General features: G+C 51.8%; 10 protein-coding genes. 6 read left to right on the top strand and 4 right to left on the bottom strand.

Annotated features, from left to right (window positions below; translation table 11 throughout):
* Positions 1-25 precede the first annotated feature (25 nt).
* The 3 genes from rph (at position 26) to SH302x_RS03800 (ending at position 7,147) form a co-directional block, all read left to right on the top strand.
* Positions 26-730 carry a ribonuclease PH gene (gene rph, locus SH302x_RS03810; RefSeq protein WP_479367421.1) on the top strand — a complete coding sequence of 235 codons (705 nt, stop codon included), beginning with the start codon at positions 26-28 and terminating at the stop codon, positions 728-730.
* Positions 731-973: 243 nt separating this feature from the next.
* Complete coding sequence (locus tag SH302x_RS03805; RefSeq protein ID WP_479367420.1) at positions 974-2,125, top strand: WD40 repeat domain-containing protein; 1,152 nt, start codon at positions 974-976, stop codon at positions 2,123-2,125.
* A 51-nt stretch (positions 2,126-2,176) separates the two neighbouring features.
* Positions 2,177-7,147, top strand: a complete 4,971-nt coding sequence (locus tag SH302x_RS03800; RefSeq protein ID WP_479369235.1) for an SdrD B-like domain-containing protein — start codon at positions 2,177-2,179, stop codon at positions 7,145-7,147.
* On the opposite strand, the gene SH302x_RS03795 is transcribed toward SH302x_RS03800, so the two are convergent.
* Both SH302x_RS03795 and SH302x_RS03790 read right to left on the bottom strand, forming a co-directional pair.
* A complete protein-coding gene (locus tag SH302x_RS03795; RefSeq protein WP_479367419.1) occupies positions 7,144-7,479 on the bottom strand; it encodes a cold-shock protein in 336 nt (111 codons plus the stop codon). The genes SH302x_RS03800 and SH302x_RS03795 overlap by 4 nt on opposite strands.
* A gap of 13 nt (positions 7,480-7,492) precedes the next feature.
* Positions 7,493-8,095 carry a YqgE/AlgH family protein gene (locus SH302x_RS03790; protein WP_479367418.1) on the bottom strand — a complete coding sequence of 201 codons (603 nt, stop codon included), beginning with the start codon at positions 8,093-8,095 and terminating at the stop codon, positions 7,493-7,495.
* Positions 8,096-8,371: 276 nt separating this feature from the next.
* Between SH302x_RS03790 and pdxH the strand changes: the two genes are divergently transcribed.
* From pdxH to SH302x_RS03775, 3 genes are all read left to right on the top strand, one after another.
* Positions 8,372-9,022 (top strand): pyridoxamine 5'-phosphate oxidase, encoded by a 651-nt coding sequence (gene pdxH, locus SH302x_RS03785; RefSeq protein ID WP_479367417.1) that lies wholly within the window; start codon positions 8,372-8,374, stop codon positions 9,020-9,022.
* A gap of 99 nt (positions 9,023-9,121) precedes the next feature.
* Positions 9,122-10,546, top strand: a complete 1,425-nt coding sequence (gene purB, locus SH302x_RS03780; protein ID WP_479367416.1) for an adenylosuccinate lyase — start codon at positions 9,122-9,124, stop codon at positions 10,544-10,546.
* A 19-nt stretch (positions 10,547-10,565) separates the two neighbouring features.
* Complete coding sequence (locus SH302x_RS03775; RefSeq protein WP_479367415.1) at positions 10,566-11,594, top strand: endonuclease/exonuclease/phosphatase family protein; 1,029 nt, start codon at positions 10,566-10,568, stop codon at positions 11,592-11,594.
* Here the strand turns inward: SH302x_RS03775 and SH302x_RS03770 are convergent, their stop codons facing one another.
* Both SH302x_RS03770 and SH302x_RS03765 read right to left on the bottom strand, forming a co-directional pair.
* Positions 11,595-12,122 (bottom strand): Fur family transcriptional regulator, encoded by a 528-nt coding sequence (locus SH302x_RS03770; RefSeq protein WP_479367414.1) that lies wholly within the window; start codon positions 12,120-12,122, stop codon positions 11,595-11,597.
* A gap of 127 nt (positions 12,123-12,249) precedes the next feature.
* Complete coding sequence (locus SH302x_RS03765; protein WP_479367413.1) at positions 12,250-12,549, bottom strand: flagellar biosynthesis anti-sigma factor FlgM; 300 nt, start codon at positions 12,547-12,549, stop codon at positions 12,250-12,252.
* Between the last annotated feature and the right edge of the window lie 202 nt (positions 12,550-12,751).

The following is a 12,751-nucleotide window of genomic DNA, read 5'->3' as shown; positions in this document are numbered from 1 at the left end:
GTTCCTCCACGACTGAACTTGCCTGATGCAAACTAGACCTATCTCTGTCCAACGTCATTTTACCAAACATTCCGCAGGCAGCGTTCTGTATCGCTGCGGGGACACAGTTGTTCTATGTACAGCCAGCCTGAGCGATCAAGTTCCAGGCTGGATGAGCGGATCGGGACGCGGTTGGATTACCGCCGAGTACAATATGCTGCCCCACAGCACTTCCCCTCGCAAAGCTCGAGAACGAGCTGGCAAGACCGATGGCAGAACCATTGAGATTCAACGACTGATCGGACGATCGCTTCGATCCATTGCCAAACTAGATCTTTTGGGCGAACGAAGCCTCACGATTGATTGTGACGTTCTGCAGGCCGATGGCGGCACGCGTACAGCAAGCATTTGCGGTGGATTCATCGCCATGGTCGACGCTTTGGCAGAAGTTTTCCCACCCAGTAATCGCGATGCATTTCCGCTGGTAGATTCCGTCGCGGCCATTAGTGTTGGATTGCTTCAGGGCGAGGTCTTGCTGGATCTGAACTATGATCAAGATTCCGCTGCAGACGTCGACATGAATGTAGTGATGACCGGACAAGGTCGCTTTATTGAAATCCAAGGTACTGGCGAAGAAGCGACCTTTGATGATGAGCAACTAAGCCAATTGCTGGTTTCCGCCAAAAAAGGGATCCGAGAAATTACTGCGATCCAAAAGCAAGTCTTGGGCGATCTCTGGCCATTTCAATAGCGAACATCCAAAAAGACAAACTTCACGATGGATATGTTTGCCCCTCGCTTTGGCTGCTCTCAGATGTACTTCGAAGCGGATTGGCTTACCAACTCTTCCTGGTCCGCTTAAACGAGCCAGCCCTCTCAGCTTAACTATAAAAGTCTCACCAATCGGAAAGGTTTGCCTAAACTCAAAGCTTCCGGATGTCGATGAAGACGATGGGCCGTTGTTTTTCTCCCATCGTCGTCATTGGACTGTGCCATGCAAAATTCTCGCCGCGCATTCATGCTTGTTGGTATCGCGGTAGCGGTTTCACCGGTTAGTGAATTGAGTCTACTAGCAGACGACCTAGTCAAGTTCGCGTCGATCAGTCAGCCATCTAGCGCCAACCAACTCGTGGAATCTGCAGTCAGCCTCATCCAGTTGGAACCGCTGGCCAATTCGACACGCAGTCCCGTAGTGACTGCGATGGCGCTGCACAAGGCTTCCGAGACTTTGGCTGCTGCGGGCGATGACCATGCGATTCGATGGATCGATTTGCGGACGGGCCAAACGCTCGCGGTTCTAGAAGGCCATCGCGACTGGGTGCGACAGTTGAGGTTTGTCGAATCTGGAATCGGCGACATGCAATTGCTCAGTTGCGGCGATGATGGCAAGCTATATCGGTGGGAGTGGGACCTTCAATCACCAAGCCCAAGTGTCACAAGAAAAAACGTGTTTGAATGCGAGCATACTCTGGCTTGCCTTACGCTTTCGCCCGACAACGACACTTATGCAGTAGGAGGTTTCAGCCACGAGATCTATCTTGGCAAACTCTCGACAACCAACCAAGTCAGGCCAGTCCGTTGCACCTGTGGTGATCAACGTGCAATCTTGTTCTCGGCCGATAGCAGCCACCTTTTCGCTGGAGGCCGCAATGGCATCGTACATGTCATTGATGTTGAGAAAGCTAGCACGATCCACGAATTCGCTGTACATCGCGGTCGCCTGCGATCACTGGCTTTAAGCGAAGATGGCCGCACGCTTAGCAGCGTCGGCGAAGACCGTTTCGTCCACTGCATAGATTGGAGAACAGGCGACACCAAATTGTCGATGCGATTATCCGCAGGCAAACTGCTAGCGGTAGAGCACCTGAATCCCAACCGTTTGGCAATCGCAAGTGCGGACAATACGGTTCAAATTATTGATACCTCCTCAGGTAAAGCTTTAAACCGCCTAGTTGGTCATGACGGCAGTGTTGCTGTTTTGTTATATCAACAGCAGCGTTTATTCACCGCCGGGTTCGATACCACCATTCGAGTTTGGAACTTAGACGACAACATGATTGAACGCGGCTCGCAAGAAACGCGGCTCATTCAACACCCAATTCACGGTAGATTCATGGACTCAGGTGTTCTTGAAGCAACGAATTGATCCTGAAACAACTTTTCCTGTTTCCGTTTCGCACATGGAGGTGCGACAGTGATGCGATTACCTTCGCTTTTTTCAAATCGCAAGCGTTCAAGCTTTAATCTTCGCAAGGCAATTCGCGACGATGTGGCCAATGACGTAATCGTGCGTCCTGCGGCAGTGAAGCAGACAACGCCAACGCGGCATGACGTTCGCAAACGCGCTCCGCTCAATCGTATCAGCCAACTGGAACGCATGGAGCAACGCAATCTATTTAATGTAGACCCAATCTGGGTTGGAGGAGTCTACATCGAAGAAGACCAAGGAAGCGATCTACATCCGGACACGTTCTACATCTCTTTCACAGGCGGGGCTGCTGGTACCACGCTAAAAAAGATTGTTATTGATGGCGACCAACGCGAACCTGGCTTTGGTGTGGGCGATGTGTTCTTTGACACGCTTCCTACCGGTTATGGGGCGGACTACAGTCACCCCTTTAAAATCGTGCGACTGGAAACGGCCAATCCCAATGCCAAGGTTACCGCGCAGGTCGAGGATGGCTCGACTTTACTTGTACTCCACTTCGAGAACTTTCAAGCTGGCGACCTGTTGGTCTTTGAGATCGACGTCGATGAAGTCGAATTTTACGATCCGAATGAAACCGACCTCTCAGTGATTAATGACGGCTTCGATCCAATCACCTCAGGTCTTGAATTTCAATCGAGCAAATTTAAAGCTTACTTCGAAGCGCCTCACTACCAAGATATCGACGGGCAGTCACTCTTCTGGAATCGTTACGATTCCTACTTGGTGGGTAGCAACCTGCAACTGCCGGAAGACAACTTCAATGGCCTGCGCGATCGTACGACAGGCACAGCGTTTAGTGTCACCCAGGTCCCCAAGCCCATTTCGATCGCTGGTATTGTCTATGTCGACAACAACCTGAATCTTGTAAGAGATGCAGGTGAGCAGTTACTAGGCGGCGTTAGCCTGGAGTTGTATCGCAAAGAAGGCAGCCTGTTCATCAGTACGGGCCATCGCACGACAACCGACAATAACGGACGTTATGAGTTCGGTATTGATCTCAACCTCATGCCGGGGACTTATGAGATCCGTCAGACTCAACCTAACGGCTACTACAGCGTCGGCGCAACTCCTGGTCGTCTCAACACCGGCGCTAGCGTAGGTTCCACCGTTTTAACCAACGCGGATGTTCTGACTCAAATCGACATTCTACTTGGCGATTTGCATGCGACGGAACTGAATTTTGCGGAAGCTCAACCGACGACAATCAGCGGTTTTGTTTATCAAGATTTGGATGATGATGGAAATCGTGACAACGGCGAAGCAGGCATCAGCGGGGTGCCTATTCGTTTGGAGTCGATTTCCACGATCACTGGCGAGGTCATTGTTCGGAACACCACGACGAACGCCAACGGGGCATACAGTTTTAACAATTTGCCGCCGGGCCGCTATCGCGTGATTCAAGTCACGCAACCCGCGGGGTTCTTTGACGGTAAGGACACTGCTGGTCGTGTAAACGGCCAAACACGTGGCCAAACAATCGTCAACGATGTTATCAACGAAATACAACTGTTCGGAAATGAGCAAGGAATTGAGTTCAATTTCGGCGAACTACCGCCCAGCGCACTTTCAGGGTTTGTTTGCCTGGTGAATCCGGGCTTTAGTTGTGATTCGACCGAGCCTGGCGCTAAGACCCCATTGGCAGGCGTAACAGTTCAGTTGGTTGACATCAACGGTGTTGTTGTTATTTCAACTCAGACAGATGCACAAGGAGCTTACAAGTTCGACAACCTTCCTGCTGGCATCTATCAGATCCGACAGGTCACTCCCGCTGGCGTCATCGATGGCAGCGCATCGGTCGGACGGATCAATGGATCGGCTGTGGGATCCGTGTTTGGCACCAGCGAGATACGCGCCGTGGAACTGCGTCCGGGGCAAACCGGTACAGACTACAATTTCTGCGAGCTACCGCCCGCCCAACTGTCAGGACACGTTTTTGAAGACTTGAACGATGATGGTATCCGCCAAGCAAACGAACCGCTGCTGTCTGGAGTGCGCATCGATCTTTACAACAGTAGTGGACAACTAGTCGAGACCGTGACGACCAATGCGAATGGTTTTTACTCCTTCAGCTTCCTTGGGCCGGGGGTCTACGAACTGCGTCAGACCCAGCCTGCAGGCTATCTGGACGGGCGTGATAGCGTGGGCACAATCAATGGCCAAAAGGTCGGTGTACTTACTGGCAATGACACGATCAGCTCAATTGAGTTGCCGTTCGGACGAGCAGGCATCAATTATGATTTTGGTGAAGTTCGACCTGCCACTCTTTCCGGACGCGTGATAGTCGACGTAAACAACAACAACTTGATTGATATGCCTGTCGAAAGACCATTGGGTGGCGTCACGATCCATCTACTGGATTCGAACGGCAGTATCATTCAAACAACTACGACCAATGCCAACGGCGAGTACCAGTTTACTAATATTCGTCCAGGGCAATACAGCGTGCATCAAGTTCAACCTGAAGGCTTCTTCAATGGGGCAACCTATGCAGGCAGTCGAGGCGGCGATACATCGCAGTTGGATTACATCCGCGGCTTTCAAATCGATAGCGGCGCGGTGCTGACCGATTACGACTTTACGGAAATCCCTCCCGCTCAAATCGCTGGTTATGTTTTCATCGATAGCAACGGCGATTGCCTGGTGCAACCCGGTGAACCGGGCATCGCCAACGTAAGAGTCGATCTGATCGACAGCAATGGCTTTGTGCTGCAAACCACGAGAACTCGTGCCGATGGTTCGTATGAATTTACAGGTCTGGCTCCCGGCCGGTATTCGGTCCGACAGTTCCAACCGGAAGGCTACTTCCAAGGCGGCCAACGAGCCGGTAGCGGCGGAGGCGATGCATCCATCGTTGACCTAATTAGCTCGATCGACATCCTTGGTGGTGCTGACCTGGTCGACTACAACTTTTGCGAGGTCCTGCCTGCATCGTTGAGCGGTACGGTCTTTGCCGACTTAGACGGCGATTGCTTTCAAGATCCCGACGAAGAATCACTTGCCGGGGTGCGTGTTGAATTGCTAGATGGTTCCGGGCAAGTCATCGAGTTTCGAATTACCGACAGCCAGGGGAACTATCGATTCGAGAATCTTCAGCCCGGGCGCTACACCATTCGACAGATTCAACCGAATGGATTCTTTCAAGGCGGTCAAACCGCTCCTGCGGGCCGAGCCAACACCAGCGTCGCAGACTTACTGAGCGATATCGATCTACAAGGCGGTGAATCGCTGGAAGACCTCAATTTCTGCGAGGTCCCACCGGCGACCATTTCAGGCTATGTGTTCCAGGATGGACCAGCACTGGTCAATGAAACGGGAGAAGTTCCAGACGCGCTTCGACCCTTCCGCGATGGCAGCCGCAAACCAAGCGATATCCCGATTGCAAACGTGGTGTTGGAGCTGCGATTAATCAATGGCCAGCCATTCCCCATTGAAAACACGCTGCCAGGTGTTTACAGCGGCGACCGCATCCGCGTAACCACCGACGCCAATGGCTACTTTGAGTTCACCGGCTTGCGAGGTGGTGTTTATAGCGTCTATCAGATCCAACCTGACGGCTATGTCGATGGACTGGACACCGCAGGCTCGACAGGTGGTATCACCGTCAATGCGGAAGACATCGCTAATGATCCTCAAGCAGCAGCTTTACTTTCGTTCCTCGCTCTTGATGAAGCGACTGATCCGCGTGGCGATGCCATCTTGCTGATTACCGTACAACCCGGCCAGCGTTCTATTGAGAACAATTTCTCGGAAGTCTTGATCGTCAAGAATACGCCTCCAGTTCCGATTCCGCCGATCAGCAATCCACCGCCTCCGCTCATTGTGCCACCTTACTCGCCAGCGCTTTTTCCACAAGCAATCCTGCAGATTCCGCCCGCTCTGCCTCCAGGCTATCTTCCAGATCTCTTGATCGCGGGTATGGCGTCAGCGGAATATACGTGGCACTTGAGCATCATCAATGCGGGGACACCTCGCGGTAGTCTAAACGCGAAACTTATCAACAAAGCACAACTGGCCGACGTGGCAAGCATGCTGGATGTGTACCACTGGAAGGTGGCGAAGATGAAGGATTCGAACTGGTCGTTCGTGTCAACAGAATCCAATAAAATGCGATTGGTCTCGCGCAATGCATTTGATGTCCCAAATGCGATTCCGCTGGCGGGCGATTTCAACGGCGATGGCGTTGATCAACTAGCCCTCTACCTGGAAGGCGAATGGCTGATCGATATCAATGGCAATGGCCGCTGGGACGATCAAGACATGTGGGTCAAGCTTGGCGAGAAAGGTGACCTTCCCGTCATCGGCGATTGGGATGGAGATGGCAAGGATGACATCGGCGTCTTCGGCCCACAATGGGCGGGCGATGATGAGGCTATCGAACGAGAGTCCGGTCTGCCAGATTCTGAAAACCAACTGCAGCGTCGTCCGAAGAACATTCCTCAGGAAGAGGTCGCAAACAAGCAGCGTGAGCGTTGGTTACAACGTGGCACTGAAGGCCCTGGACGTACTGACGTGATCGATCACACTTTCCGTCATGGGGTACGTGGCGATAAGCCTATCGCTGGTGACTTTAACGGTGACGGCATCTCCACCGTAGGCGTTTTCCGAGACGGAACCTGGCGCATCGACCGCAACGGCGACGGCAGATGGAACCGCGAAACCGACGACTTGTTCCAATTTGGACGCCCTGGCGATGTGCCCGTAGTGGGCGACTTCGATGGCGACGGCATCGATGAAATCGCAGTCATTCGCGGCAACAAATTGATTGTGGATTCCAACCACAATGGAATTGAAGACGTTACCGACCGCGTATTTGAACTGGAGTCAGAAGTTGGACAATACGTGATCGGCGACTTTGATGGCGATGGTATTGACCAAGCGGCCTTGCATCGCGATCAAACGATTGTCGATCAACTGCGTGTGGTTGAAGGTGGATCGACGTCCACACCATCGACTCGCTAGTCCTGTTTTCCTTTTTCACCCCGCCAGGATGGCTTGCGTTGCCTGGCGCGGGGGTGGTGCTTGTGCGAGAAAGAGTTGAGAACGCCTTCTTCAATTTTTACTTCTTGTGGGCGGTCGGAAAGACGTACGAGCGTAGCTCGCAATTGTTCGCCTTCCATGCGTTTCAGTTCGTCCAGCTCGAATTCAACTTCTTGCCCGAACTCCCAATAATCGGCCCGAACCCCTTCTTCGACGGTCGAAAAATGAAAGAAGACATCCTCGCGTAAATTGTCGGTTTCAATAAAACCAAACTTTTTCTCAGGGAAAACACGGATAACGCGACCAATTCGCATACGAGACGGGACCTTAGTTCAACAGCGGGGATTCGGGCAAATGTTCTGGAGCAAACACAGATTGTATCACCGCGGTGCCCACAGAGCGAATTCCTATTGGCCACATTTCGCTTTCGTGAGCAAAAACCAAGTTGCTATCCAGCCCAATCGGATACCAGTAGCCTTCCGCAATTTCATTTTCCAGTTGGCCTTGTTTCCACGCGGCGTGGCCGACGAATAACCGGTAATGCTCCGGTGAGAGTTGCGTCAGCTTCTTCAGGTTTTCGACTTGCGCGGCCACGTAGACGCCCGCACCGCCGCCAGCTTCCGCCAATGTTTCTTGGTCGTGAATCGCCAACACTGGTCCCGATACAGGACCACCAAAATTCAGGTGGTTTGGGGGCAAAGATACTTTGTCTTGCCCTTCGGTTAAGTGGCTCCACAGCTCTTTTACATCCGATGAAAACGCTCGGTTGAGAACAATCCCGACGCTGCCAGCATCTGAATGCTCTAAAATTAGGCACACCGATCGTCCAAAAACTGGATCGGTGAGCATAGGTGCAGCCACCAGCAGGAGTCCCGAAAGTTGGAACCGAACGTTGGCTGCTTGCGGAGTGTTTGGCACACGTGTATTCATGCTTTGCCGTTTTGCCTTCCCTTAACCAATTTCCCGATGAACCAAATATACATCATCAAACAATCAGAGTTGAGAACATTTTTGACACTCCGAGCTTTCGCCTCCTATCGTAGATGCAAACTGCGGACCGAAGCGCCTGCTTTTTAAGCGGTCCCATCACCTTCGGGCAGTGCTGCTGCGGCGGTTTGCTAGTTTGCGATTCGCGATCTCTACGGTACAACGTAAGCTCTAACGGTCATCCCGACTAGAACTTAACTAACGGATATAGCTTTCGTTATGAAAATCCAAGAATTGCGTCGCAACTACGGCTTCGGAAACTTAAAGTTCGAAGACTTGGCAAAATCCCCATTCGATCAGTTTTACACCTGGTTCTCAGAGCTTCAGACGCAAGAGTTGCCTGAATGGTTCGAAAAAAATGTCATGACCTTGTCAACTTCGGCCAACAACCAAGTTTCTAGCCGTATCGTACTGCTGAAACACTTTGACTCGCAGGGGTTCTACTTCTTTACGAACTACAACTCCGAAAAATCGAAACAAATCGAAATCAATTCGGTGGTTTCGCTGAATTTTCACTGGCCGCACGCTGAACGCCAAATCCGAATCGATGGCGTCGCAGAAAAAACTGGTCGCGAAACGTCGGTCCAATACTTTGAATCTCGTCCCAAAGACAGCCAGGTTGGTGCGATCGTCTCCAACCAGTCGGAAGTCATTGACTTTGAACTGGACTTGGAAGCGATTCGCGATGCGAAACTTGCGGCGGTCCAGCGAGGTGAAGAGCCGTTGGTTTGCCCAGACTGGTGGGGTGGGTGGCGTGTCAAACCAACACGATTTGAGTTTTGGCAGGGGCGTCCCTCGCGTTTGCACGACCGCTATCGCTACCGCTTGGCAAAAGATCAAAGCTGGAGCATTGAACGACTAGCTCCCTAGAAAAAACAAACTTCGATACCCAATGGCCCATACGAAGGCGACTCGCAGGGCACAACAACATCAGCGTCGCACCTCAGCTCTCTTTGAAAGCGCACTATTTTGTCAGGCGAAGAAACTTACAGTAACCCTCTCATCACTCGCTATGCTTCGCGCGAGATGGCCTCCCTGTGGAGCAACGCTCGGCGCATCCGACTTTGGCGGCGTTTATGGATCATTTTGGCCCGCGCTCAACAGCAGTTAGGGCTGCCCATTACCAATGCCCAGATCGAGGAACTAGAACAACATTGCGACAACCTGAATTTGGATGTCGCCGCCCAGCACGAAAAGAGACTGCGGCATGACGTGATGGCTCATGTCCATGCTTATGGTGACCAATGCCCAAACGCCCGAGGAATTATCCATTGGGGAGCGACCAGTTGCTATGTCACCGACAATTCCGACTTGATCATGATCCGCGATGGATTGAATCTGGTTCGCAAACGATTGGTGCGCTGCATCGAATCGATTAGTGATTTTGCGCTGCAGCACGCGTCCCTGCCTTGCCTGGCGTACACGCACTATCAGCCAGCGCAGCCCACGACCGTTGGAAAGCGAGCGACATTGTGGGCGTATGATTTGGTTTTGGATTTGGAAGAAGCAGACCATCGTCTCGATTCGCTGCTAGCGCGCAGCGTAAAAGGAACCACTGGGACGCAAGCCAGTTTCCTGCAAATCTTTGACGGCAACCATCAAAAAGTCCGCGAGTTAGAACAACGTGTCTCAGCGGCAATCGGTTTTCCAAGCGCTTACGCAGTAACCGGTCAAACGTACCCTCGCAAGATCGACGCCCAGATTTTGGATTGCCTATCGCAGATCGCGCAGAGCGTCCATAAGATTGCGACCGATTTGCGTCTGCTTGCACACGAGAAGGAGATTGAAGAGCCGTTCGAAAAGGATCAGATCGGCTCCTCTGCGATGGCTTACAAGCGTAATCCGATGCGTTGCGAGCGAATATGCTCTCTGGCTAGGTTTGCGATGAGCCTGCAGAGTTCGCCCGCTATGACAGCGGCGACTCAATGGCTAGAGCGAACTTTGGATGATAGTGCAAATCGTCGTTTAGTCATTCCGCAAGCGTTTTTGGCGATCGATGCGTGTTTGATGCTGATGCAGAACGTCTTCAGCGGTCTAGTCGTATACCCCAAGACAATTCATGCAAACTTAGCCGCTGAATTGCCTTTCATGGCTACCGAAGCAATTATGATGGAAGGCGTCAGGCTGGGCGGCGACCGCCAGGAACTGCACGAAGCCATTCGCGTCCACTCGCACGCAGCAGCCGCCGTCGTAAAACAAGAAGGTCGCCCGAATGATTTGTTGGAACGTATCAAAGCCGACCAAACATTTGCTGGTGTGGATATTGACGCCTTGGCTAAACCTGAATTGTTCGTTGGCCGAGCTCCGCAGCAGGTTATAGAATTTGTGCAAGAAATTGTTGATCCCTTGCGATCGGAAGAGCCAAATGAGCTTTCGATCGAAATTCATGTTTAATGAAAGCAGAAACCAAACGATGCCAAGTCACGCAATGAACTTCAACCCTTCGATATCCCAAAAGTACTTCAGCCGGTTGCTCCAAGCCATTTCGGCTTGTATGTTCTGCACCCTAACTTTTGGAGCTCTTCCCCAAACATCGCAAGCCGAAGAAATAAAGGTTGGCGCTTGGAATATCGAATGGCTTGGGTATCCCAACATGCGTGGACGCCCCAGCAAAGACATTGCTCAGAAACCAGCGGACTTGGCCGAATGGATTCACAAGTCGGAGGTCGCGGTCCTGGCGCTGGAAGAGATTGGCGTGGAATCGACCGAGACGCTCCGAAGCAAAGAGCTCGATGCCACGTTCGAGGTCATGCAGGAGAAGTATGACCAAAAGTGGACTTACATACTATTCCCCAAAACAAAATACACCGAGCCGATGGAAGACTTTATTGTCCGCGGCCAACACATCGGACTTGCCTGGCGCACCGACAAAGCCACATTGGTTGGCGAACCTTACGCAGTGGAGTTCGAGCCTAACGAAACATTCGGTTACAAATTCTGGGAACGTCGGGCCAACGCCGTCAAGCTTTCGTTCGGCGAAAACAAGACCGATGTGGTCTTTATTCCAATCCATCTTAAGTCAAACCGAAACGAGAACAAAGACGATCCCGACTGGACGAAGAAACACAGGGCCGAAGAGGCAAAGGTTCTGATAGAGAAAATGGACAGCCTTAAAAAGGCACTCAAAGACGAAGACATTGTTCTGTTGGGCGACTTTAACTTCCTCGCTGATGACGATGTAGGCCCGACGATCCTGAAAGAGGGCGGTTTCGAAGACTTGAATGAGGCTGATGAAGGCACAACGGCCAATTGGGGCGAAGGCTACTCAAGCGCACCTTTCGACCGAATCTTCATCCCCAAGGGTCAGCCTGAATTCCAAAAGTCCACTCTCACGGTGATGCGCGCGGGAAGCAGCGATGACGAAATCCGAGGCTATCGTCGCAAGTTTTCCGATCACTATTTGGTCTACACTGTGATCGAAATCGGCGAAGATGACGACTGATCACACGCGATCCTGAGCACGACGGGTTCGATTGCGACTGCGTGAACAGTCTTCGCAAACACCTTCAATCACAAAGCGATGGGATTGCACTCGAAAACGGTGGCTACGAGCAACCGCGTTTCGTAACTCAAGCAATTCTTCGCTTTGGAATTCAATCAGCGTCTGGCACTTGACGCAATACATGTGATCATGCTGCGGGTAACCATAGTCGTGCTCATAGACAGCTCGACCGTCCAATTCGAATGTGCGGAGGAGCCCCGCGTCAACAAACTCCTTTAAGGCTCGATATACCGTTGGACGCGAGACATAATTCGCGCGACCTTTTCGCGGTAGCTGGTCCATCAGTTGGTCAGCGTCAAAGTGTTGGTGCTGCGAGAAAACCTGCTCCACCAAAAACTTACGTTGTTCTGTATTGCGCAGGCCACGGCTCTGCAAGTATTCTTCGAATCGGGCAAGCGGAGTTAATGCAACATCAACGCTTCCCAAGGATGCCGAACTATCTTCAGTTACGATTGCGGGATCGTTCATCAGCGGGTATTTCATTTTATGTTTGATTGGCTTCTTTTTGGACCACGGTATTTTACGCCCTGATCCCCCGAATTCCAACCAACAAATTCGCCAAGGGCGAAATCATTCGGCCATCGCGAATTAAAAATTAGCCGTAAATGTCAATAAAACGATCCAACGCAGCCAGAACTTTTTCGTCAGAATCGTAACTGCCATCGGCAATCTGCCGACGAATATCAGCGATTCGCTGCGTGCGATTTTCGGTGTCGGTTGCTTCGCCCGCCAAGATCGCTTGCGCTTCGGATGAGAATTCCACTTGATCTGTCGGATTGGAAATGCCAGTAGCTTGGGCCGCTAATTCGGCTCCACCTGCCGCACCTGCCGCGCGATTGGTGTTCTGCAAAGATTGTAGCGCGTTGAGTCCGAAATTGTTGGTGATTTGCATCATGCTTTCCCCTGTGTTCGAATTGTCTTCCAAGACATTGATTCTACAGCAAACTGACCTATCTGGCAGCCGCGATTCTTTTGCAACTGTAATGCAGCCTGCGTGCCAATCCGTGTTTCTTCCAGCAAGTTGCTCAAACAACGCCGCGAATTCCTCTCGCCGCTTCTGGAATCCTCTGGAAATATCTCAAATCAAGCCCGTCGGC

Source organism: Njordella calcicola (assembly GCF_056494125.1).
The sequence above is the reverse complement of the archived record's forward strand: the minus strand, read 5'-3'. Positions and strand labels throughout refer to the sequence as shown.